The sequence below is a fragment of the Streptomyces dengpaensis genome (assembly GCF_002946835.1).
Classification (GTDB): Bacteria; Actinomycetota; Actinomycetes; order Streptomycetales; family Streptomycetaceae; genus Streptomyces; species Streptomyces dengpaensis.
In genome coordinates this window covers 6,459,436-6,482,924 of record NZ_CP026652.1, presented here as the reverse complement: position 1 = coordinate 6,482,924, position 23,489 = coordinate 6,459,436, and the positions used below count along the sequence as shown (strand labels likewise).

The 23,489-nt window shown below is 70.0% G+C and carries 21 protein-coding genes; 5 read left to right on the top strand and 16 right to left on the bottom strand.

All coding sequences use genetic code 11. From position 1 onward, the window contains the following. Positions 1-46 precede the first annotated feature (46 nt). Together C4B68_RS29840 and C4B68_RS29835 are read left to right on the top strand one after the other, a co-directional pair. A complete protein-coding gene (locus tag C4B68_RS29840; RefSeq protein ID WP_099501042.1) occupies positions 47-889 on the top strand; it encodes a thioredoxin domain-containing protein in 843 nt (280 codons plus the stop codon). A gap of 162 nt (positions 890-1,051) precedes the next feature. After that, a complete protein-coding gene (locus C4B68_RS29835; protein WP_099501040.1) occupies positions 1,052-2,722 on the top strand; it encodes an alkaline phosphatase D family protein in 1,671 nt (556 codons plus the stop codon). Positions 2,723-2,801: 79 nt separating this feature from the next. Here the strand turns inward: C4B68_RS29835 and C4B68_RS29830 are convergent, their stop codons facing one another. Then, complete coding sequence (locus C4B68_RS29830; RefSeq protein ID WP_099501188.1) at positions 2,802-3,377, bottom strand: dienelactone hydrolase family protein; 576 nt, start codon at positions 3,375-3,377, stop codon at positions 2,802-2,804. A 98-nt stretch (positions 3,378-3,475) separates the two neighbouring features. On the opposite strand from C4B68_RS29830, the gene C4B68_RS29825 reads away from it, so the two are divergent. Next, on the top strand, positions 3,476-4,633 hold the full coding sequence (locus C4B68_RS29825) for a mechanosensitive ion channel family protein (protein ID WP_099501039.1): 1,158 nt from the start codon (positions 3,476-3,478) through the stop codon (positions 4,631-4,633). A 116-nt stretch (positions 4,634-4,749) separates the two neighbouring features. Here the strand turns inward: C4B68_RS29825 and C4B68_RS29820 are convergent, their stop codons facing one another. The 6 genes from C4B68_RS29820 to C4B68_RS44855 all read right to left on the bottom strand — a co-directional run bounded on the left by C4B68_RS29820 (position 4,750) and on the right by C4B68_RS44855 (position 10,205). Then, positions 4,750-5,490, bottom strand: coding sequence for an SDR family NAD(P)-dependent oxidoreductase (locus tag C4B68_RS29820; RefSeq protein ID WP_099501038.1), 741 nt, complete (start codon positions 5,488-5,490; stop codon positions 4,750-4,752). Positions 5,491-5,573: 83 nt separating this feature from the next. Then, complete coding sequence (locus C4B68_RS29815; protein WP_099501037.1) at positions 5,574-7,160, bottom strand: Na+/H+ antiporter; 1,587 nt, start codon at positions 7,158-7,160, stop codon at positions 5,574-5,576. Between the two features lie 116 nt (positions 7,161-7,276). Next, the gene (locus C4B68_RS29810) at positions 7,277-7,768 is read right to left on the bottom strand and encodes a GNAT family N-acetyltransferase (protein WP_373682210.1); all 492 of its coding nucleotides are present in this window, start codon (positions 7,766-7,768) and stop codon (positions 7,277-7,279) included. Between the two features lie 14 nt (positions 7,769-7,782). Beyond that, on the bottom strand, positions 7,783-8,727 hold the full coding sequence (locus C4B68_RS29805; protein ID WP_099501035.1) for an RluA family pseudouridine synthase: 945 nt from the start codon (positions 8,725-8,727) through the stop codon (positions 7,783-7,785). A gap of 87 nt (positions 8,728-8,814) precedes the next feature. Next, a complete protein-coding gene (gene lspA, locus C4B68_RS29800; protein ID WP_099501033.1) occupies positions 8,815-9,507 on the bottom strand; it encodes a signal peptidase II in 693 nt (230 codons plus the stop codon). 92 nt (positions 9,508-9,599) lie between these two features. After that, entirely contained in the window at positions 9,600-10,205 is a 606-nt protein-coding gene (locus C4B68_RS44855; protein WP_373682206.1) for a TraR/DksA family transcriptional regulator, read from the bottom strand. Here C4B68_RS44855 and C4B68_RS44850 point away from each other — a divergent pair. Both C4B68_RS44850 and ileS read left to right on the top strand, forming a co-directional pair. After that, the gene (locus C4B68_RS44850) at positions 10,198-10,848 is read left to right on the top strand and encodes a hypothetical protein (protein WP_373682205.1); all 651 of its coding nucleotides are present in this window, start codon (positions 10,198-10,200) and stop codon (positions 10,846-10,848) included. The genes C4B68_RS44855 and C4B68_RS44850 overlap by 8 nt on opposite strands. Before the next feature lie 470 nt (positions 10,849-11,318). Further along, a complete protein-coding gene (gene ileS, locus C4B68_RS29790; RefSeq protein ID WP_099501030.1) occupies positions 11,319-14,456 on the top strand; it encodes an isoleucine--tRNA ligase in 3,138 nt (1,045 codons plus the stop codon). 301 nt (positions 14,457-14,757) lie between these two features. Here the strand turns inward: ileS and C4B68_RS29785 are convergent, their stop codons facing one another. The 9 genes from C4B68_RS29785 to ftsW form a co-directional block, all read right to left on the bottom strand. Next, the gene (locus C4B68_RS29785) at positions 14,758-15,933 is read right to left on the bottom strand and encodes a DivIVA domain-containing protein (RefSeq protein WP_167459191.1); all 1,176 of its coding nucleotides are present in this window, start codon (positions 15,931-15,933) and stop codon (positions 14,758-14,760) included. A 55-nt stretch (positions 15,934-15,988) separates the two neighbouring features. Then, the gene (locus tag C4B68_RS29780) at positions 15,989-16,273 is read right to left on the bottom strand and encodes a YggT family protein (RefSeq protein WP_028803186.1); all 285 of its coding nucleotides are present in this window, start codon (positions 16,271-16,273) and stop codon (positions 15,989-15,991) included. 51 nt (positions 16,274-16,324) lie between these two features. Continuing rightward, positions 16,325-16,966 (bottom strand): cell division protein SepF, encoded by a 642-nt coding sequence (locus C4B68_RS29775; RefSeq protein WP_099501182.1) that lies wholly within the window; start codon positions 16,964-16,966, stop codon positions 16,325-16,327. Positions 16,967-17,095: 129 nt separating this feature from the next. Beyond that, positions 17,096-17,815, bottom strand: a complete 720-nt coding sequence (locus C4B68_RS29770) for a YggS family pyridoxal phosphate-dependent enzyme (protein ID WP_099501028.1) — start codon at positions 17,813-17,815, stop codon at positions 17,096-17,098. A 6-nt stretch (positions 17,816-17,821) separates the two neighbouring features. Then, positions 17,822-18,550, bottom strand: a complete 729-nt coding sequence (gene pgeF, locus C4B68_RS29765) for a peptidoglycan editing factor PgeF (protein WP_099501026.1) — start codon at positions 18,548-18,550, stop codon at positions 17,822-17,824. Next, positions 18,547-19,743, bottom strand: a complete 1,197-nt coding sequence (ftsZ, locus tag C4B68_RS29760; RefSeq protein ID WP_099501024.1) for a cell division protein FtsZ — start codon at positions 19,741-19,743, stop codon at positions 18,547-18,549. The genes pgeF and ftsZ overlap by 4 nt, the downstream gene beginning before the upstream one ends. 276 nt (positions 19,744-20,019) lie before the next feature. Beyond that, positions 20,020-20,805 (bottom strand): cell division protein FtsQ/DivIB, encoded by a 786-nt coding sequence (locus C4B68_RS29755; protein ID WP_099501022.1) that lies wholly within the window; start codon positions 20,803-20,805, stop codon positions 20,020-20,022. 179 nt (positions 20,806-20,984) lie between these two features. Beyond that, positions 20,985-22,076, bottom strand: a complete 1,092-nt coding sequence (murG, locus tag C4B68_RS29750; protein ID WP_099501020.1) for an undecaprenyldiphospho-muramoylpentapeptide beta-N-acetylglucosaminyltransferase — start codon at positions 22,074-22,076, stop codon at positions 20,985-20,987. A gap of 6 nt (positions 22,077-22,082) precedes the next feature. Beyond that, entirely contained in the window at positions 22,083-23,447 is a 1,365-nt protein-coding gene (ftsW, locus tag C4B68_RS29745; RefSeq protein ID WP_099501018.1) for a putative lipid II flippase FtsW, read from the bottom strand. Positions 23,448-23,489 lie beyond the last annotated feature (42 nt).

Sequence of the window (23,489 nt, the reverse complement as noted above, 5' to 3'; positions counted from 1 at the left end):
GTATCCCGCGTACGGCATGTGCGCGTCCCCCATGGAGATCACCACAATGAGCAAGCGGAACAGCCAGGCGGCGAAGACGGCGGCGCGCGAGAGGCTGCGCCTCGAACGCGAGCGCCAGGCCAAGCGCGACAAGGTCAAGCGGCAGGCCATCGTGGCCGGTTCGCTCGTCGGCGTCCTCGCGATAGCCGGTGGCATCGGTTACGCCGTCGTGCAGAGCAACAAGCCCACCCACTGGGAGTCCGCCAAGGACGCCAAGGTCGTCGCGCCGGCCAACACCACGGGCACGAACGGCACCACCGTCGTGGTCGGCAAGAGCACCGCGAAGAAGACCCTGAAGCTGTACGAGGACCCGCGCTGCCCGATCTGCGCGCAGTTCGAGCAGACCGTCGGCCCGACCCTGAAGAAGGACTTCGACGCCGGCAAGTACAAGATCCAGTTCGTCGGCGGCACGTTCCTGGACGGCGACTCCCTCGGCGAGGGCAACGTCGGCTCGCGGGGCGAGGGCTCCAAGAACGCGATGAGCGCCCTGGGCGCCGCACTGAACGTGAGCCCGGAAGCCTTCCTGGAGTACAAGACCGCGCTCTACTCGGCCAAGTTCCACCCCGAGGAGTCGGACGACAAGTTCAAGAGCGACGACTACCTGATCGAGGTGGCGGACAGCGTCGACGCGCTGAAGAACAACGCGAAGTTCCAGAAGGCCGTCAAGGACGGCACGTACGACGCGTGGGCGCTGGCGATGTCGAAGACGTTCGACACGAACAAGGACGAGGTGGCCGGAACCCCGAGCCTCGTCATGGACGGCAAGAAGCTCACCGGCTCCGACGGTCAGAACGCGCCCATGACGGTTGCCGAGTTCACCACGGCGATCGAGGCGGCCCTCAAGGCCTGACCGGTGCGGCGGACGCGCTGAGCGGACGCGCTGGGCGGTCGCGCTGAACCGACACGCCGAGCGGCGCTGTGCCGACGCGCTAGCCGACCAGGAGTGAAAGAGCGGGCGAACTTTGTCAGTTCGCCCGCTCTTGGCGTGTACACGTCGGTAGCCTGACCGCTCGTGACCAGTCGTTTCCGATCATCCGACTCCTCGGGCGCCGTCAACTCCCGCGCCCCGCGCCGCCGTACGGTCGTCAAGGCCGCGGCCGCCACCGCCGTCCTCGCCGCCCCGCTCGCGGCCGCCCTGCCCGCTCGGGCCGCCGACGAGGCACCGGCCTTCCTGCACAGTGTCGCCTCCGGCGATCCGCTGCCCGACGGCATCCTGCTGTGGACCCGGGTGACGCCCACCTCCGAGGCGATACCCGGCTCCGGGCTCGGCCCGGACACCGAGGTGAGCTGGACCGTCGCCAAGGACAAGGCGTTCAACACGGTTGTCGCCAAGGGTTCCACCACCGCGTCGGCCGCCTCCGACCACACCGTCAAGGCGGACATCCGCGGCCTCCAGCCCGCCACCGACTACTGGTTCCGCTTCTCCGCCGGCGGGACCGACTCGCCCGTCGCACGCACCCGCACGGCGCCCGCCGCCGACGCGGCCGTCGCGGGCCTCCGCTTCGGCGTGGTCTCCTGCGCCAACTGGGAGGCCGGCTACTTCTCGTCGTACCGCCATCTCGCGGCCCGCGGCGACCTGGACGCCTGGCTGCACCTCGGTGACTACATCTACGAGTACGGGAGCGGCGAGTACGGGACGCGCGGCACGGTCGTACGGCCGCACGCGCCCGCCCACGAGATCCTCACGCTCGCCGACTACCGCACCCGGCACGGGCGTTACAAGACCGACCCTGACCTGCAGAAGCTGCACGCCACCGCCCCGGTCGTCGCGATCTGGGACGACCACGAGATCGCCAACGACACATGGTCGGGTGGCGCCGAGAACCACACCGAGGGAACCGAGGGCGCCTGGGCCGCACGCCAGGCGGCCGCCAAGCAGGCGTACTTCGAGTGGATGCCGGTCCGTCCGGCGATCGCCGGCACCACCTACCGCCGGCTGCGCTTCGGCAAGCTCGCCGACCTCTCCCTCCTCGACCTGCGCTCCTTCCGCTCGCAGCAGGTCACCGTCGGCAACGGCGAGGTCGACGACCCGGACCGTACGCTCACCGGCCGCGCCCAGCTCGACTGGCTGAAGGCGGGCCTCGCGTCGTCCGACACCACCTGGCGGCTGGTCGGCAACTCGGTGATGGTCTCACCGTTCGCCATCGGCTCGCTCTCCGCCGACCTGCTGAAGCCGCTCGCGAAGCTGCTCGGTCTGCCGCAGGAGGGCCTGGCCCTCAACACCGACCAGTGGGACGGCTACACGGACGACCGCCGGGAGCTGCTCGCGCACCTGCGCTCGAACGCCATCCGCAACACGGTCTTCCTCACCGGCGACATCCACATGGCGTGGGCCAACGACGTGCCGGTGGACGCCGGGACCTACCCGCTGTCCGCGTCGGCCGCCACGGAGTTCGTCGTCACGTCGGTCACCTCCGACAACCTCGACGACCTCGTCAAGGTCCCCGAGGGCACCGTCACCGCGGTCGCCTCGCCGGTCATCCGCGCCGCCAACCGGCACGTCCACTGGGTCGACACGGACCGCCACGGCTACGGCGTCCTGGACATCACCGCCGACCGCGCGCAGATGGACTACTACGTCGTGTCCAGCCGCACGAAGGCCGACGCGACCTCGTCCTGGAGCCGTTCGTACCGCACCCGCAGCGGCACGCAGAAGATGGAGCGGACGTACGACCCGGTGTGACCCGACCGACCTGACCGACCCAGTCCGACCCGGCGGCTTGACGCCGTCCGGCGCGGCCTGACGGCCTGACGCCGCCGGCTCAGTCCGCGAGCTGGTCGAGGAAGCCGAGCGCCACCTTCCACGTGGCCTCGGCCGCCTCGGCGTCGTAGTCGGGCAGGTCGGGGTCGGTGTACACGTGACCGGCGCCGGGGTACCGGTAGATCTCCACGTCGGCCCCGGCTCTCTGCATCTGGAGGTACCAGGCGCTCAGCCAGTCGTCCGTCTCGAACGCGTCGGGCTCCGCGACATGCAGCTGGACGGGCAGTTCGTCCACCGACGCGTTCTGGGCGATGTCCGACGTGCCGTGCAGGAGCAGCAGCCCGCGGGCCTTCTCGTCGCCGAGCGCCAGGGTCTGCGCGATGGAGGCACCGAGGGAGAATCCCGCGAACACCAGGCCTCGGTCGGAGTAGGGCGCGGCGGCCAGGACCGCGCGTCTGAGCAGCTCCTCCTTGCCGATCTCATCCTTGAATGCCATGCCCTCCTCCACGGTGTCGAAGGTGCGCCCCTCGAAGAGGTCGGGCGTCCACACCTCGTGTCCCGCGGCGCGCAGCCGGTCCGCCGCGGCACGCACCGCGGGCCTGAGCCCGTAGGCCGAGTGAAAGAGCATGATGTTCATGAGCCCCATGGTGCCAGCAGGGACCGACAACGCCGGGCCGCGACGCCGTGCCGGGACCGCATGTTCATGACCGCCTCGCGCCGGATACGGTCGGAGGCATGGAGAACGTGCTGCGCCCGCTGCTCGTCATCGGTGGCTCGGTCGTGCTCACGCTGCTCATCGGGTGGGCCGTGGACCACCTGCTGCGCCGTGCCGACGACCGGCACCACGAAGTCACCACGCTCTGGGGCCTGCTCCGCCGCGGCCGCATCCCCTTCCAACTCGTGCTGTTCGCGGCCCTGTTGAGAGGCTCGTACGACCAGGCGAAGCTGCTCGTGGACCACCGGGTCGGCGTCGGCCGGGCCCTGACGCTGATTCTCATCGGCTCAGCCGCGTGGCTGGTGGTGCGTATCGCGACGGCGGTCGTCGAGACCTCGTACAACCGTTACGCGACCGCCCACCGCGATCAGGCACGGGTACGTCGGGTGCGCACGCAGGTGACGCTGATCCAGCGCGTGGTGTCCGCGATCGTCGCCGTGGTGGCGATCGCGTCGATGCTGCTCACCTTCCCCGCGATGCGCGCCGCCGGTGCCTCCCTGCTGGCCTCGGCCGGCATCCTCGGCATCGTCGCCGGTGTGGCCGCGCAGTCCACGCTCGCCAACCTTTTCGCCGGGCTGCAGATCGCGTTCGGCGACATGGTGCGCCTCGACGACACCGTCGTGGTGGACGGCGAGTGGGGGACGGTCGAGGAGATCACGCTGACGTTCCTGACGGTGCGGACGTGGGACGAACGCCGGATCACGATGCCCGTCTCGTACTTCACGTCCAAACCCTTCGAGAACTGGTCGCGCGGCAGCGCCCAGATGACCGGCATCGTCTTCTTGCACGTCGATCACTCCGCGCCCGTGGAGGCGATGCGCGAGAAACTGCGCGACATCCTGCGCGCCTGCCCGGCCTGGGACGGCCGCGACTACGGCCTGGCGGTCACGGACTCGACGCCCAATACCATGCAGGTACGCGCCCTGGTCACCGCGAAGGACGCGGACGACATATGGACGGTACGGGTCACGGTGCGCGAGCAGATGATCCGCTGGCTGACCGAGGAGCACCCCTACGCGCTCCCCCGGGTCAACACGGCGGAAGCGGTGCTGCCGGCGGACCGGGCATCGGGTGCGGGCCGCGGCGAGCAGGACGGGGCGGACGGCGCCGCGGCCACCCGCTCCTCTCACGGCCACTCCGCGCAGGAGCCACCCCACGTAGGGCCGGGCCGCGGTTGAGAGCCACGGGCCACCGCTCAGGAGGCGCCCCCGGCCGCTCAGGACCCAGCTCATGACCGCTCAGGCACAGCCTCTCGGCCACGCTCGGCGCGCCCCTCAACCCCCCAGCGTGCGACTCAATGCCCGCGTTCCGCGCCCCCGTTGACCTGAATCACCTGCGCGGTGATATGCCCGGCCCCCGGGGAGGCCAGCCAGTGCAGCGTCGCGGCGATGTCCCCCGGCGTACCGGCCCGCCCCGTCGACGTCTCCGCGATGAGCCGCTCCCGCCGCGCCGGCTCCATCTCCCCGCCGAAGAACCCGGTGTCCTCGACATACCCGGGCGCCACCACGTTCACGGTGATGCCGCGCGGCCCCAACTCCCGGGCCAGTTCGAAGGCGTACGGGTGCAACGCGGCCTTGGACGCGGCGTACGCACCGCTGCCCGATCCCCGGTAGGCGGCGATGGAGCTCAGGAACAGCACCCGTCCGCCGGGCGAGGCGAGCCGGTCCCGCAGGGCCTCGGTGAGCAGGGCCGCGGTCAGCGTGTTAAGCCGGAAGTTGACGGTCCAGTTGTGCGCGACGGCTTCGAGCGGGTCCTCGGTCTCGGCCTTCGGCTCCAGATTCCCGGCGCCCCCGGCACTGTGCACCAGCACGTCCACGGTCCCGAACTCGTCCCCCACGAACTCGGCGACGCCGCGCACGCCGCGCGGATCACTCAGATCGGCGGCGTAGGCCAACGCCCCCGGCACCCCGGCCTTCTCCAGCACCTCGGCCCGCCGCCCGAGCAGCAGGACCCGATCCCCGTCGGCCGCGAAGGCGTGTGCCGCCGCGAGCCCGATCCCCGTACCACCACCACTGATGACTACATTGCGCGCCATGATGCGATCTTAGGAAGCGCGGGCGCGAACGGCGAGAACCCCCGCGGGCAGATTCAGCTCAGGCTGCGCACATCCGGGCAGGTTCAGCGCAGGCTGCGCACATCAAGGTGCCGCAGCACCCGGTCCACGATCTCCGGATCCGCCCCCGGTTCCCGCCGCGCGGACAGCACCTCGTGCCGCGCCGCGCTCATCATCTCCCCCTGGATGCGCAGCATCCGCTTCATCCGCCGGGCCCGCTGCGCGTACGCCTCGCGACGCTCCTCGTCCGCCATGTCAGGGCTGATCCGCACCCCGATGTCGAAGGCCCGCCGGAGCAGCTGCTCGGACACCTCCTCCGGCAGGTCCTCCACCTGCTCGATCTCCCGCAGCCGCCGCTTCGCCGCCTTCGTGGCGCGGATCGCCAGTTCCTTCTCGAAGGCCTTCTCGATGCTGATGTCGGCCCGCACCCCGAGCTTCTTGACCAACCACGGCAGCGTGAGCCCCTGGAGCAGGAGCGTCGCCATGATCACTCCGAACGCGATGAACACGATCTCGTCCCGGTCGGGGAACGGCGACCCGTCGTCCATCGTCAGCGGGATCGCCAGCGCGAGGGCCACCGAGGCCACGCCGCGCATCCCCGCCCACCACATCACGACGGTCTCACGCCACGAGACCGGGAACTCCTCGTCGTAGTCCCGTGTCTCGTGGAGCCGCTTTGTCAGCCAGCTCGCCGGAATCAGCCACGCGAGCCGTACGACCACGACGACGGCCACGATCGTGCCGGCCCAGCCGAGCATCTCGCCCCAGCGCCCGGACGCCGTCCTGATGGCGTTGTGCAGCTCGAGCCCGATGAGCCCGAACGCGACCCCGGTGACGAGCGTCTCCACCACTTCCCAGAAGGTCGCCTTGGAGAGCCGGGCCAGGACGGCGTCGGCGTCGGTGGCGTACTCCGCCAGGAACAGCGCGGTGGTGAGCACGGCGAGCACCCCGGACCCGTGCAGCTCCTCGGCCAGGACGTACGAGGCGTACGGCACGAGCAGCGTCATCCCGACCTGCAGCGTGGCGTCGCCGAGCAGGTCCATCAGCTTGCCGGCGGCCCAGCCGAGCGCCAGCCCGACGGCGACCGCGACGACGGCGGACAGCACGAGGTCGAGCCCGGCGCCCCAGGGCGAGAAGGTGCCGCTGACGGCGGCGGCGATCGCGACGTGGTAGATCACGATGGCCGTCACGTCGTTGAAGAGCCCCTCCCCCTCCAGGATCGACACCATGCGGCGCGGCAGACTGAGCTGTCCCGCCACGGCCGTCGCCGCGACCGGGTCGGGCGGCGCCACGAGCGCGCCGAGCGCCACGGCGGCGGCGAGCGGCAGTCCCGGCACGATCGCCTGGGCGGCCGCGGCGACGGCGAAGGTGGTGACGAACACCAGCGCCACGGCGAGGAAGAAGATCGGCCGTTTGTTGGCGGCGAACTGTCTCCACGACGTGCGCCGCGCCGCGGCGTACAGCAGGGGCGGCAGCAGCGAGGGGAGGATCAGCTCCGGGGGAATGTCCACGTCCGGGACGAACTCCAGCAGCGCCAGCACGATCCCGAGGAGCGTCATCAGCACCGGCGCGGGCAGCCCGAACCGCTCGCCCACCGGGACGGTCACGACGGCCCCGAGCAGCAGCATGAACAGCAGGGCCAACTGATCCACGGTCAGCGCTCCGGCGAGGTCGAGGCGATCAAGGACGGCCAGACGCCCAGCCTGCCACGCGCGGAGGGGAAGACCCCGCCGCGGACACCCCGCTTACGGGCAGCGTCGCATCGCGCTCACAGGGAGCGCCGCATCGCCCGGTGCGGAATCCCGGCATCCGGGAACTCCGCCCCGTACGCCACGTACCCGAGCCGCTCGTAGAACCCCAGCGCCTGCGTCTGCGCGTGCAGGTCCACGGCGGCCAGTCCACGCGCGCGTGCCGCGTCCTCGATGGCGCGTACGAGCGCGGCGCCGACGCCGAGCCCGCGCGCCTCGCGCGTCACGGCGAGCCGCCCGAGCGAGCCGACCGTCAGGTCGCCGTCGGTCTTCGCGGCCGCCGCCTCGCCGGACAGGAGCCGTCCGGTGCCCAGCGGCACCCCGTCCTCGCGGACGGCCAGCACATGCAGGGCACCGGCGTCATAGGCGTCGTACTCGATGTCCTCGGGTACGCCCTGTTCGCCGACGAAGACCTCCTTGCGCACCGCGAAGCACGCCTCGCGGTCGGCGACGTCCTCGGCCACCCGCAGCACGTACGAACGGCTCGGCACCTCGTCGGAGCCGTCCCGCATCCCGTACGAGCCGCTCACGCGTAGCTCTCCTCACGCACCTTGTCGAGCGCGTTCTGCAGGTCCTCGGGGTAGTCGCACGCGAATTCCACCCACTGCCCGTCCCCGGGGTGCTCGAAGCCGAGCCGTACGGCGTGCAGCCACTGGCGGGTCAGGCGGAGCCGCTTGGCGAGCGTCGGGTCGGCGCCGTACGTCAGGTCGCCGACGCACGGGTGGCGGTGGGCGGCCATGTGCACGCGGATCTGGTGGGTGCGGCCGGTCTCCAGCTTCACGTCGAGCAGCGAAGCGGCACGGAAGGCCTCGATCAGGTCGTAGTGCGTGACCGACGGCTTGCCGTCCGCCGTGACCGCCCACTTGTAGTCGTGGTTCGGGTGCCTGCCGATGGGCGCGTCGATGGTGCCGCTGGTCGGGTCGGGGTGGCCCTGCACGAGCGTGTGGTAGCGCTTGTCGACCGTGCGCTCCTTGAACTGGCGCTTCAGCGACGTGTACGCGTACTCCGACTTGGCCACGACCATCAGGCCCGATGTGCCGACGTCGAGGCGGTGCACGATGCCCTGGCGCTCCGAGGCGCCCGAGGTCGAGATGCGGTACCCGGCGGCCGCGAGACCGCCGATCACGGTCGGGCCCGACCAGCCGGGGCTGGGGTGCGCGGCGACGCCGACCGGCTTGACGATCACGACCACGTCATCGTCGTCGTGCACGATCTCCATGCCCTCGACGGGCTCGGCGACGATCTGGACGGGCGCGGGGGCCTGAGGCATCTCGACTTCGAGCCAGGCGCCGCCGTGCACCCGCTCGGACTTGCCGGCCACCGAGCCGTCGACCGTGACCTTCCCCGCCGCGGCGAGCTCGGCGGCCTTCGTGCGGGAGAAGCCGAACATGCGGGAGATGGCGGCGTCGACGCGCTCGCCCTCCAGACCGTCGGGCACGGGCAGGGTTCGGATCTCGGGAATCGTGCTCACCCGTCGAGTATGCCGGACGGGTCCGACACCCCCCGACCACGGCCCGAACATCAGTGCCCGTGAGGGCCCCGCCTCGGCCCCGCGAGCTCAGTCCTTGTGGACCGTGCCGTCCGGGTCGAGCCCGCGGAAGGACAGCAGCACGATCAGGATGCCGCCGCAGACGATCGCCGAGTCGGCCAGGTTGAAGACCGCGAAGTGCTTGGGCGCGATGAAGTCGACGACCGCGCCCCGGAAGACGCCGGGCGAGCGGAAGATCCGGTCGGTCAGGTTGCCGAGCGCGCCGCCCAGCAGCATGCCCAGCGCGATCGCCCAGGGCAGGCTGTAGAGCTTGCGGGCGAGCCGGGCGATGACCACGATCACGGCCGCGGCGATCACCGTGAAGATGACCGTGAAGGCCTCACCGAAACCGAAGGCAGCGCCCGCGTTGCGGATCGCCTCGAACTTCAGCCAGTCCCCGATGATCTCGATCGAGTCGTGGTGCTCCAGCTTGGCGACCACGATCATCTTGCTGATCAGGTCCAGGGCGTACGCCAGCGCGGCGACCGTGAACAGCACGGCGACCCGGCGCTTGCCCTTCGGCCGCTCGTCGGTGGCTCGCGTCCCGTCACCGCCGGAGTCCGCGCCGGAATCGGCACGGGAATCGCCGCCGGACCGTTCGGCCGGGGCCGACTCGTCGGATCCGGACAGGTCGCCCGACGCCGCCTTGTCGGACTGCTCCGGCCCGGCCCCCGCCACTCCTGGGATGTCCGGCGTACCGATGATGCGCTCCGCCTCTGTCACGTGAGTGAGTCCCTCGACCTAGGTTCCTGACTGAGGACGAGAGTACGGCACGCCCCCCGGGCCCCACGTGCTCAGGAGCCCCCCCGCGCCGTTCAGTAGCGGCGTTCCTGCTTCTGCTTGCACTCGACGCACAGGGTGGCGCGCGGGAAGGCCTGCATGCGCGCCTTGCCGATGGGGTTGCCGCAGTTCTCGCAGAGCCCGTACGAGCCCGCGTCGAGCTTCTCCAGGGCGCGCTCGGTCTGGACGAGCATCTCGCGCGCGTTGGCCGCGAGGGCCAGCTCGTGCTCCCTCGTGATGTTCTTCGCGCCGGTGTCCGCCTGGTCGTCCCCCGCGCCGTCGCCGGATTCGCGCATCAGGCCCACCAGCGCCTCCTCGGACGACGAGAGCTCGGTGCGCAGCCGCAGCGCCTCCGACTGCAGCTCCGCGCGTGCCTCCGCGACCTCTTCCGACGTCCAGGGGTCCTCACCGGGGCGGACCGCGAGCTCGCCGGGCTCCACCGCGCCGACCCGGGCCTTGGGGACCGGGGTGGGCTTCTTTGCTGCCGCGGCCGGGCCAGGAGTCTTCTTCGCAACCACCGTCGTGGCTCCCGTCGTCTTCGCGGCCTGGGCCGCGCCCTCGGCCGCGGAAGCGACCGCCTTCTTGGCCGTACTGGTGCCCTTCTCGGCCGCGGCCTTCTTCCCGACGGCCTTCTTGGCCACCACCTTCTTCGGCGCTGCTTCCTTGGCGACGGTCTTCTTCGCGGTGGCCCTCTTGGTGGCGTTCTTGGTGGCCGTCTTCGTAGCCGCCGCCTTCGTAGAGGCCGTTTTCGTGGCAGCCGTCTTCGCAGCCACCGTCTTCTTGGTGGCAGCCGTCTTCGCAGCCACCGTCTTCTTGGTGACCGCCGTCTTCGAAGTGGCCGCCTTGGCCGTCACAGCTTCCACAGGGGCCGCCTTCGTGGTCGCCGCCTTAGTAGGGGCCGTTTTCTTGGTCGCCTTCTTCGTAGCGGCCGTCTTCTTGGTGGCCGCCGCCTTGGTAGCCGCTTTCGTGGCCGCCTTCGTTGCCGTCTTGGAATCCGCTGTCGTGGCCGTCTTCGTCGCCGTCCTGGAAGTCGTCTTCACCGGCTTGGCCGCGCCGGTCGTGGGCGCCCCGTGCGTGCTCTTCTTCCCGCCCACGTCCTTGGCCGCCGGGCCGGTGGTTCTACCGGACGCCGAGTGCTGTACGGCGGTCTTCTTCGCCACCATGGCCGCGGCCCCTTCACATATTGTGACCTTGCTCGCGAATCGTGCTGGGACGATAAATCGACTTCCGGCTCGCGGCAACGGGGCACGCCAACGATTCGCCCGCCCCGCCGGTCCCGCGTGACAAGCCTGCATGCGTTGTGCCCAGCTACCCGCCAGGTAATCCGCCGCGCCCCGCCTCCCAGGATCCGGACACCCGCGCCTGGCCATTCGGGTCACCGCGCAGGCCACCCGGGCACCCCGGAAAACCGGTCGGCCGCTGTCCCCGCGGCGCCGTACACTGGGCGGAGCGAGAAGCGTGGATGGGGACGAGTAGCGGCGTACGCAGCCAAGAGCGACCCGGGGACGGTGGAAGCCCGGGGGTGAGCGCGACGCGAAGATCACCCCGGAGCCGCCGGAAGAAAACCCGGGCCCAGCAGCCCGGACCAGTAGACCCGGCATCGCGACCTCAATGAGGGGGCTCACTGGTGCACACCGGGCATCGGGGGGCCAAGGAGGGTGGTACCGCGGGAGCGCGCCGCAGACGGCGTCCGTAGCAAGAAGGCTCTCGTCCCTCCGACGGAAGGCAGTAAGTCCGCCGGAGGAAGCTCGCCGATGAAACCGCCGCAGTACCGCCAGGTGCCCGCCCAGGTCGACCTGCCCGCCCTCGAGCATGCCGTGCTCGACTTCTGGCGCGAGCAGAAGATCTTCGCCAAGAGCCTTGAGCAGTCCGAGGGGCGCCCCGAGTGGGTGTTCTACGAGGGCCCGCCCACGGCCAACGGCATGCCGGGCGCCCATCACATCGAGGCCCGCGTCTTCAAGGACGTCTTCCCCCGCTTCCGCACCATGCGCGGCTACCACGTGGGCCGCAAGGCCGGCTGGGACTGCCACGGCCTCCCGGTGGAGCTGGAGGTCGAGAAGGAGCTCGGCTTCAGCGGCAAGCAGGACATCGAGGCGTACGGCATCGCCGAGTTCAACGCCAAGTGCCGCGAGTCCGTGCTCCGTCACACCGACGCCTTCGCCGAGCTGACGACCCGCATGGGGTACTGGACCGACCTCGACGATCCCTACCGCACCATGGACCCCGAGTACATCGAGTCGGTCTGGTGGTCGCTCAAGGAGATCTTCGACAAGGGTCTGCTGGTCCAGGCCTACCGCGTCGCCCCATGGTGCCCCCGCTGCGGCACCGGCCTGTCGGACCACGAGCTGGCGCAGGGCTACGAGACGGTCGTCGACCCGTCCGTGTACATCCGTTTCCCGCTCACCTCCGGTCCGCTCGCCGGCGAGGCCTCGCTCCTCGTGTGGACGACGACCCCCTGGACCCTGGTCTCCAACACGGCGGTCGCGGCGCACCCCGAGGTCACCTACGTCGTCGCGACCAACGGCGAGGAAAAGCTCGTCGTCGCCGAGCCGCTCGTCGAGAAGGCACTCGGCGAGGGCTGGGAGACCACGGGCCAGACCTTCACCGGCGCCGAGATGGAGCGCTGGTCGTATCAGCGTCCGTTCGAGTTGGTCGAGTTCCCGGAGCCGGCCCACTACGTGGTGAACGCCGAGTACGTCACGACCGACGACGGTACGGGCCTGGTCCACCAGTCCCCCGCCTTCGGTGAGGACGACCTCCGGGTCTGCCGCGCATACGGCCTGCCGGTCGTGAACCCGGTCCGCCCGGACGGCACCTTCGATGAGGACGTCCCGCTGGTCGGCGGCATCTTCTTCAAGAAGGCCGACGAAAAGCTCACGGAGGACCTCGGCAATCGCGGCCTGCTCTTCAAGCACGTCCCGTACGAGCACAGCTACCCGCACTGCTGGCGCTGCCACACCGCGCTTCTCTACTACGCGCAGCCGTCCTGGTACATCCGCACCACGGCCGTCAAGGACCGGCTGCTCGAGGAGAACGAGCAGACCAACTGGTTCCCGGAGACGGTCAAGCACGGCCGGTTCGGCGACTGGCTGAACAACAACATCGACTGGGCGCTGTCCCGCAACCGCTACTGGGGCACCCCGCTGCCCATCTGGCGCTGCGAGGACGACCACCTCACCGTCGTCGGCTCCCGCGCGGAGCTCACCGAGCTGACCGGCACCGACCAGTCCCAGCTGGACCCGCACCGCCCGTTCATCGACGAGGTCAGCTTCCCGTGCCCCGAGTGCGGCAAGACGGCCACACGCGTGCCGGAGGTCATCGACGCCTGGTACGACTCGGGTTCGATGCCGTTCGCGCAGTGGGGCTACCCGCACAAGAACAAGGAGCTGTTCGAGAACCGCTACCCGGCGCAGTTCATCTCCGAGGCGATCGACCAGACCCGCGGCTGGTTCTACACCCTGATGGCCGTCGGCACGCTCGTCTTCGACAAGTCGTCGTACGAGAACGTCGTCTGCCTCGGCCACATCCTCGCCGAGGACGGCCGCAAGATGTCCAAGCACCTGGGCAACACCCTGCAGCCGATCCCGCTGATGGACCAGCACGGCGCGGACGCGGTCCGCTGGTTCATGGCGGCCGGCGGCTCCCCCTGGGCGGCGCGCCGCGTAGGCCACGGCACGATCCAGGAGGTCGTCCGCAAGACGCTCCTCACCTACTGGAACACGGTCGCCTTCCAGGCCCTGTACGCCCGCACGTCGAACTGGGCGCCGAGCGAGGCCGACCCGGCCCCGGCGGAGCGCCCCGTTCTCGACCGCTGGCTCCTGTCCGAACTGCACGCGCTCGTGGACCAGGTGACCCAGTCCCTGGATGCGTACGACACCCAGCGCGCCGGAAAGCTGCTCTCGGCGTTCGTCGACGACCTGTCGAACTGGTACGTACGCCGCTCGCGTCGCCGCTTCTGGCAGGGCGACAAGGCCGCGCTGCGCACGCTGCACGAGGTCGTGGAGACGGTCACGCGCCTGATGGCCCCGCTGACCCCGTTCATCACCGAGCGGGTCTGGCAGGACCTGGTGGTGCCGGTGACGCCGGGCGCCCCCGAGTCCGTCCACCTGTCGTCGTGGCCGGAGGCGGACCTGTCCGCCATCGACCCGGAGCTGTCGAGGCAGATGGTGCTCGTCCGCCGTCTCGTGGAGCTCGGCCGTGCCACGCGCGCGGAGTCGGGCGTCAAGACGCGCCAGCCGCTGGGCCGCGCGCTGGTGGCGGCGACGGGCTTCGAGACCCTGAACCCCGAGCTGCACGCGCAGATCACCGAAGAGTTGAACGTGAACTCGCTCGCGTCCCTCTCCGAGGTCGGCGGTTCGCTGGTCGACACCATGGCCAAGGCGAACTTCCGCGCGCTCGGCAAGCGCTTCGGCAAGGGCGTCCAGGCGGTCGCGAAGGCCATCGCCGAGACGGACGCGGCCGCGCTGTCGCTGGCCCTGCGCGAGGGCACGGCGTCGGTCGAGGTCGACGGCGAGACCGTGACGCTGGCCCCCGACGAGGTGATCATCACGGAGACCCCGCGCGAGGGCTGGTCGGTGGCGTCCGACTCGGGCGCGACGGTCGCGCTGGACCTGGAGATCACGGAGGAGCTGCGCCGGGCGGGCCTCGCCCGTGACGCGATCCGCCTGATCCAGGAGGCCCGCAAGAACAGCGGCCTCGACGTGGCCGACCGCATCGCGCTGCGCTGGACCTCCACGGATCCGGCGGTCATCGCGGCCCTGTCCGAACACTCCGACCTCATCGCCGACGAGGTCCTCGCCACGGACTTCGCCCAGGGCGAGCCGGACGACACCTACGGCACCCCGTTCACGGACGAGCCCCTGTCCCTGACGTTCCGCCTCCGGAAGGCGTAGCGCCAGGAATCAGCCCCTCCGGCGTTTGAGGAGCGGGGTCCGGGGCGCTGCATCCATCAGCGGCTCCGCCGCGGGCCCAGGTACGGGACGGGAAGGGGCGGAGGGGGCGAAAACCCACCCACCCCCGACCGCCGCAGACGCACCGAAGGCCCGGGGCCGCCAGAGAAATCTGGTGGTCCCGGGCCTTCGGCGTTGCGTACCCACGTACAAGTGCCCCAACGACCGCACAAAAGGGCGGAGCCCCCGGAATCCGGGGGCTCCGCCCTGAACGCTGCCGACGCCTAAGGCGTACTGGAGGCCGTCAGTTGTCGTCCTCGTCGATGAGGAACCCACGCATCGGCGAGGGAGCCTGCTGCATCGGCGACGGCCCCTGCGGCCGCACCGGAGCCATCGGCTGGGTCATCGCAGGCGACATCTGCTGCTGCCCGCCGTAGGAGGGACCGGCCGGCGCCGGCCCACCACCCATGCCCTGGTTCCCGCCGTACGACGGCGCACTCGCGCCGGCCGGAGCCATCGAGGGCGCGGAAGGCGACGGCAGGGACGCCGTGGCCGGGGTACGCGGCGGGGCGAGCGAGTCGTCCGCCTGCGTTTCCAGCTGGCGCAGCTGCGACTCCAGGTAGGACTTCAGGCGCGTGCGGTACTCGCGCTCGAAGCCGCGCAGGTCCTCGACCTTGCGCTCCAGCGTGGCGCGAGCGGACTCCAGGGAGCCCATCGCGACGCGGTGCTTCTCCTGCGCGTCCCGCTCCAGCGCGTCGGCCTTGGCACGGGCGTCGCGCTCCAGACCCTCGGCGCGGCTGCGGGCCTCGCCGACGATCTTGTTGGCCTCGGAACGGGCCTCGGCGATCGCCTGGTCGGCGGTCTGCTGGGCCAGCGAGAGGACACGCGCGGCGCTGTCGCCACCGGGACCCTGACCGGGCTGCGGCATCTGCGGGCCGTGGCCGCCCATGGGACCACCCATGGGACCGCCCATCGGGCCACCCATCTGCTGCTGCATCTGCGGCTGCATCTGGCCGGGACCCTGCCCCATCGGGCCCTGACCCATCGGCCCCTGACCCATCGGCCCCTGACCCATCGGGCCCTGACCCTGCGGACCGCCCTGACCGCTGGGGCCGGCGGGCAGCTGCGGCGCACCGCTCGGCAGCTGGGGCGGACCACCCATGGGGCCACCCATCTGCTGCTGCGGCGGGCCCGATATGCCGGCGGGCACAGGAGCGCCCGGACCGCGCATGCCCTGCGGCGGGCCCTGCTGCTGGTCCTGCGGCTCGGGCGGCTTGCGCATGCCCTGCTGCTGGTTCTGGGCGGCCGCGCGCGTGGCCGCGGCCAGCTTGGCGCGCAGGTCCTCGTTCTCGCGCAGCAGGCGGGTCAGCTCGGCTTCGACCTCATCGAGGAAGGCATCGACCTCGTCCTCGTCATAGCCTTCTCGGAGGCGGACGGTCGTGAACTGCTTGTTCCGCACGTCCTCGGGGGTCAACGGCATCTCTTCACCTCAACGTAGTCGTCGGCATTCGGCAAGAACGTAGTTGACATCGCGCTCACAGCCGGCTCACGACGGAGATCAGGATGTAGACGATGATCATCAGCACGAAGAAGGACAGGTCGAGCGCCACGCCCCCGAGACGCAGCGGTGGAATGAACCGCCGCAGAAGCTTGAGCGGTGGATCCGTGACAGTGTAGGTGGCCTCGAGAACGACCACCATCGCCTTGCCGGGTTGCCATGAGCGGGCGAACTGGAAGACGTAGTCCATGACCAACCGGAAGATCAGCACGATGAGGAAACACATCAGCGCGATGTAGAGAACCTGCCCGACCACGCTCATGATCCGTGCTTCCCTCTCCCCTGTTTCCTACTTGGTTTCCGGTCCTGCGTCTCAGCTCTGGTTGAAGAACCCGCCCTCTGCGATGCGGGCCTTGTCCTCCGCCGTGACATCGACGTTAGCAGGCGACAACAGGAACACCTTCTGCGTCACCCGCTCGATACTGCCATGGAGACCGAAGACCAAACCGGCAGCAAAGTCGACAAGTCGCTTCGCGTCCGTGTCATCCATCTCGGTCAGATTCATGATCACCGGCGTGCCCTCGCGGAAGTGTTCCCCGATGGTACGGGCCTCGTTGTAGGTCCGGGGGTGCAGCGTGGTGATCCGGTACGGCTCTCGTTCAGACACGACCTTGGGCATGATCACCGGGGCGTTCTTCTCCAGGCTTTGACGTTCTTGTGTGATGGATGCCACGGGGGCGATCCGCGCCGGACGCCCCGAATCAGCGGCGAGCGAAGCGGAATGCGACACCGGGTCGCGCGGCGCCGGAGGCTGCACCACTCGTACCGAATCGTCCCGTTGCGGCTTATGTGACTGGTGTGACTGGTGCGGCGGCTCGTGCCGCCGGCGGTCCCGCTCGGGCTCCGGGTCAAGCTCGGGCTCGAAGTCGTCGTCGGGGTCGAATCCCCTGCCGTCGTACCCATCGTCCTCCACGAGGCCGAGGTAGACCGCCATCTTGCGCATCGCGCCGGCCATGCTCTGAGTCCTCCGCTCTGTGGTGGATCGGCTGACGACTTGCCAAGTGCCCGCGATCCACGAGGTCGTTATGCCCGCCTGTGGCGGTAATGACCATATTTTCTGCTGTGGTCCGACTTCTTGGCGACGTTACCCGAGCCTGGGTCGGACTCCGAGTACCGCAGTACCGACGCGTACATGTGTCGCTCCGGCGGCCACGGCCTGTTCGAGGTCCGAGCTCATCCCTGCCGAGACCATGTTCGCAGCCGGATGGGCGCGGCGCAGGACAGTCGACAAATCCATCAGCCGCTCGAACGCCGCCTGTTGGCGCCCGGCGTACGGTCCGGTGAGCGGCGCGACGGTCATCAGCCCGTCGAGCCGCAGACCCGGAGCGTGCGCGATCAGGTCGCCCAACTCTTCGATTCCGCCGGGCCCAACGCCACCCCGCTCCCCTCGCCCGCTCTCCTCCGCGTCCAGCGCGACCTGGATGAGACAGCCGACTTCGCGCTCCGCCCGCACCGCCTCCTTCGACAGAGCTGTGACGAGCTTGGAGCGATCGACGGACTGCACAAAATCCGCGTAACCGACCACGGAACGCACCTTGTTGGTCTGCAACTGACCGACAAAATGCCACGAGAGAGGCAGATCCGAACATGCCGCGGCCTTGGGGGCGGCGTCCTGGTCCCGGTTCTCGGCGACATGACGCGCACCGAGTTCCGAAAGGATCCGCACATCGCTCGCGGGATAGGTCTTGGTGACCACGATCAGGGTCACTTCTTCGCGCTTGCGCCCGGCGGCCACGCACGCCGCCGTGATGCGCTCTTCCACTTTCGCCAGATTTTCGGCGAGTTGAGTCTTACGGTCCGTCATGCCCCATCAGTCCAGCCAGACATAACCCGCGAGCCGCCCGGTTGTGCGGTCGCGGCGGTACGAGAAGTGGTCCTCCGACTCGAGCGTGCACACCGGCGACTGCACCCGGTCGCGCACCCCGAGCCGTTCCAACTGCGCGTGCACTCCGGCGCTCACATCGACCGACGGTGTGCCCCAACTCGTCTCGGCGTACGCCGCCGGCTCGACGGCGGACACCTCGGCGCGCATCGCCTCGGGCACCTCGTAGCACGCGCCGCAGACGGCGGGTCCGGTGCGGGCGACGATCCGGGACGGCTCGGCGCCGAGCGACTTCATGGCGTCGATGGCGGCGGGAACGATTCCGGCGACCATGCCCGGCCGTCCCGCGTGGGCCGCGGCGACCACCCCGGCGACCGGGTCCGCCAGCAGGACGGGCACGCAGTCGGCGGTGAGTACAGCGAGGGCGAGTCCCCGGGTCGCGGTCACCAGACCGTCGACGGGCGGGGTGATCCGGGTGGTCCACGGCCCGTCGACCTCGGCGACGTCATTGCCGTGCACCTGGTTCATCCACACGACGCGATCGGCTTCGAGTCCCAGGGACTTGGCGGCCAGCGCCCGGTTGGTCAGGACGGACTCGGCCGCGTCGCCGACCGCTCCGCCGAGATTGAGCTCCTCGTACGGAGCGGCGCTCACCCCGCCCCACCGGTCGGTGAAGGCGAAGTGCGCGCCGCTCACGGTGTCGCGCTGTCCTATCACTTCAGGAAGTCCGGCACGTCCAGCTCCTCGGCCGCGCTGTCCGAGTACGAGCGCGACGGCGGGACCGGCGGGGAGACCGGCAGTTCGTTCACCGGCTCCGGGGCGGCGGGCTCCGGCGCCTCCTTCGGCGTGACGCTGCCGAGCGAACCGAAGGACGGGCGGCTCTCGGAGGGACGTACCGGCGCCGGCTCCTCGCGCTGCTTGGCCGAGGCCGAGCCGAGGATGTTGTCCCGCTTGGACGGCGGCTGGCCGCCGTCGAAACCGGCCGCGATCACGGTGACCCGCACCTCGTCGCCGAGGGCGTCGTCGATGACCGCGCCGAAGATGATGTTGGCCTCGGGGTGGGCGGCCTCGCTCACCAGCTGGGCGGCCTCGTTGATCTCGAACAGACCGAGGTCCGAGCCGCCGGAGATGGAGAGCAGCACACCACGGGCGCCGTCGATGGAGGCTTCGAGGAGCGGCGAGGAGATCGCCATCTCGGCCGCGGCCACCGCGCGGTCGTCGCCGCGGGCGGAGCCGATGCCCATGAGCGCCGAACCAGCCTCGGACATCACGGACTTGACGTCGGCGAAGTCGAGGTTGATCAGACCGGGCGTGGTGATGAGGTCGGTGATGCCCTGGACACCGGAGAGCAGAACCTGGTCGGCCGACTTGAAGGCGTCGAGGACCGAGACCTGGCGGTCCGAGATGGACAGCAGCCGGTCGTTCGGGATGACGATGAGGGTGTCGACCTCTTCGCGCAGCTCGGCGATGCCGTCCTCGGCCTGGTTGGCGCGGCGCCGCCCCTCGAAGGTGAACGGGCGCGTGACCACGCCGATGGTGAGGGCGCCGAGAGACCGGGCGATGTTGGCCACGACGGGCGCGCCGCCGGTGCCGGTGCCGCCGCCTTCGCCCGCCGTCACGAAGACCATGTCGGCCCCCTTGAGGACTTCCTCGATCTCCTCGCGGTGGTCCTCGGCGGCCTTGCGGCCGACGGCCGGGTTGGCTCCGGCGCCGAGTCCGCGCGTAAGTTCGCGGCCGACGTCGAGCTTGACGTCGGCGTCGCTCATCAACAGCGCCTGCGCGTCGGTGTTGATGGCGATGAACTCGACACCCTTGAGACCGACCTCGATCATCCGGTTGATGGCATTGACACCACCGCCGCCGACACCGATGACTTTGATGACTGCGAGGTAGTTCTGCGGTGCTGCCACGTCGAAGGCCTCTCGCCTCGAGTTACGTGTCGCCGCCTCGCACGCTCGCGATCCGACGACTGATGCCGAATTGGGACGGTCCGAACGCCGACCCGAACCCTAACGCTGAAGTTTAGGGTTACCAGTGTGCCTGTTCCTTGGACTCTTCCGAACAGGACACTAAGTCGACAAGTGGCGCACGTTCAACGAACACGCCGAACCTCCCGTTTTTCTTTTCACCCTATGTGATCAGGCGTAGCAGTGCCCAACCAGGGTGCTGGCCTGCGCAGATGTGCGTCAACTCCCCGATGACGCAGGGGCGGTGGGGACGCTCACGTCGAAGTGCCGGGCCTTGGGGGCGGCTTTCATGAGTGCGGTGAGTGTCCTGGCCTTCGCGCGGCCCTTCTCTCCGCTGCCCCAGTCGACGGTGCGGCCGCCCTTCAACTCCAGCGAGATGGAGTCGAAGGAACGGACCTTGAGGGTACGAGTGTCACGGGCGACGGCGGCCGGAATGTCACGGGCGACGCGCACCGCCTCGCGCACCAGCCGGTCGGTGCCGAAGCGGCGCGACCCCGCCGACGGGGACACGGACAATTCCAGTGTGGGCACGCCCTTCGGAGCAACGGAAACCGTCGCGAATCGCACGCCATTGGCGTCCACTTCGATGAACTTTGCGCCTTTTTCAACCATCAGGACCGGAGTGCGTTCGGTCACTTTCAGACCGATTCCGTGCGGCCAGGAACGGACGACATCAACCGAGTCAATTCGGGGCAATTTCCCGCGCAGTCGTTCCGCAATGGCGCCGGTGTCGACGGAAATCAGCGGGGATCCGACCGGAACATCGGCCGCTTCTCGCACCTGCTCGGCCGTCAGCACCCGCATCCCGGAGGCCGATACGCGTTCCGCGCGCAGCCATGGCGAGCCGTAGAGGACCCAGACCGAAGCCGCCCCCGCCAACACTCCCGCGATCAAAAGGATGATGAGCGTACGAGGGCGCCGCAGCCACCCCAGACGGGGCGGCCGGGGCGGGTCGGACTCCGGCTTCTGCCGTTCGCCGCGCTCGGCGGTGGTAGCTCCGGCCACGCGCACTCCTTTTCCATGGCTCGGTTCGCCTCCGGGGCGCCTGAGCCGGTGTCGAGAGCCCGACCGTGCTCAGCCCTTCGGGCCTCCGCGCTCCCCCACTCTCGACTTCGCTCGAGCGGGAGGGACCCCATGACCTCTCGACACCGGCGCACCCCTTCGGCTCACTCGCCGGTGCGTTACTAGTGGTGACGCGAGGCGATCGCCTCGTACACCATGCCGACGAGCAGGTCGTCGGCGTCCCGGCGGCCGAACTCACTGGCGGCCCGGGACATCTCGTACAGCCGGTGCGGATCGGCGAGCACGGGCAGCACGTTCTGCTGCACCCACTGGGGTGTGAGTTCCGCGTCGTCGACCAGCAGTCCGCCGCCGGCCTTGACCACCGGCTGGGCGTTGAGCCGCTGTTCGCCGTTGCCGATGGGCAGCGGGACGTACGCGGCGGGCAGCCCGACGGCGGAGAGTTCGGCGACGGTCATCGCGCCCGCGCGGCAGAGCATCATGTCGGCCGCGGCATACGCGAGGTCCATCCGGTCCACGTACGGCACCGGGATGTACGGGGGCATACCCGGCATCTGGTGCACCTGCGGCAGTTCGTTCTTCGGGCCGACCGCGTGCAGGATCTGGATGCCCGCCTGCTGGAGGTACGGAGCCGCCTGCTGGACCACCTCGTTGAGGCGCCGGGCACCCTGCGAGCCGCCCGACACGAGCAGCGTCGGCAGCGCGGGGTCGAGCCCGAACGCGGCGCGCGCCTCGGGGCGTACGGCGGCCCGGTCGAGGGTGGCGATGGAGCGGCGCAGCGGGATGCCGATGTAGCGGGCGTCACGGAGCTTGCTGTCGGGCGTCGAGACGGCGACCCGGGCCGCGTACCGCGAACCGATCTTGTTGGCCAGGCCCGGGCGGGCGTTGGCCTCGTGGATGACGATCGGCACGCCCAGGCGCTTGGCCGCGAGGTAGCCGGGCAGGGCGACATAGCCGCCGAAGCCGACGACCGCGTCCGCCTTGGTGCGCTCCAGGACCTGCTCGGCCGCCTTGATCGTGCCGCGCAGCCGCCCGGGGACGGTGATCAGCTCGGGCGTGGGCTTGCGCGGCAGCGGGACGGCAGGGATCAGCGCGAGTTCGTAGCCGCGCTCGGGTACGAGTCGGGTCTCAAGTCCGCGTTCCGTGCCCAGGGCCGTGATCCCCACGGTCGGGTCCTGCCTGCGCAGGGCGTCCGCGAGGGCGAGCGCGGGCTCGATGTGGCCGGCGGTCCCCCCGCCGGCGAGTACGACATGCACCGAAATTCACCGCTCTCCGGACGAACGCGCCGCGGCGCGTCGTCGCATCGTGTTCCATCTCCGAGGCCCCGCGGCCCCCATGGAGCCTCTCACCGCAGCCCGCTTTCTACCAAAGCGAGGTTGCCGCATCGCAAGGGCCGCCCGCGCAGCGGGCTCGTCACGCGCGAAGGCGATCAGCAGCCCGATGGCGAACATGGTCGGCAGCAGGGCGGAACCCCCGTAGGAGAACAGCGGGAGCGGGACACCGGCGATCGGCAGCAGACCGAGCACCGCACCGATGTTGATCACGGCCTGGGCCGTGATCCAGGTGGTCACGCCTCCCGCGGCATACCTCACGAAGGGGTCCTCCGTGCGTCCGGCCACGCGGATACCCGCATAGCCTAGAGCCGCGAAGAGGGCGAGCACCGACAGCGTCCCCGCGAGGCCCAGTTCCTCACCGGTGACGGCGAAGATGAAGTCGGTGTGGGCTTCGGGTAGTTGGCCCCATTTTTCCACACTCGCACCGAGTCCGGATCCGAAGAGTCCGCCGGAGGCGAGCGCGTAGATGCCGTGCACGGCCTGCCAGCACGAGGTGACGCCCGAACCGGGTTCGGTGGCGCCGATGCAGGAGAACCGGGCCATGCGGTTGGGGCTGGTCTTGATGAGAAGGATCCCGATCGCGGCGGCGATCGACAGCACGCCGACGAACAGCCGCGTCGGCGCGCCCGCCAGCCACAGCAGTCCGAACAGGATCGCGGTGAGGATGATCGCCGTGCCCATGTCGCCACCGAGCATGATCAGCCCGAGCAGCAGGAACGTCATCGGGACGAGCGGCACGAGCATGTGCTTCCACTGCGTGAGCAGCCGCTTGTCCTCCTTGCGGGCGATCAGGTCGGCCCCCCAGAGCACAAGGGCGAGCTTGCCGAACTCGCTGGGCTGGAGCTGGAAGGAGCCGCCCAGGGAGATCCAGTTCTGGTTGCCGTTGATCGCGACCCCTATCCCGGGCACCTGCACCAGGACCATCAGGAAGACCGCGCCGGCCAGCATCGGATACGCCAGCGCCCGGTGCAGCTTCACCGGCATCCGCGAGGCGACGAGCAGGAGCAGACCGCCGATCGCGGCGGCGAGGAACTGCTTGCGGAAGAAGTACGACCCGGGCAGGGACAGCTGCAGCGCCGTGATCTGCGACGCCGAGTACACCATCACCAGGCCGAGCACGGTGATCAGCAGACTGCCGCCGAGGATCAGGTAGTAGGCGGTCAGCGGCCGGTCCCAGGCCTTGCGGGCACGGGTGTAGGCGCGGCGTACGGGGTTGTCGCGTGGCGTCCGCGTGACGGCGGGCCGCCGGGCGGCCCGCTGTACGGGAGGCCGGCCGGTACGGCTACTGGGCATCAGCGGCTCCGCCCGCTCCGGCGGACGGTGCCGCTTCCGCTG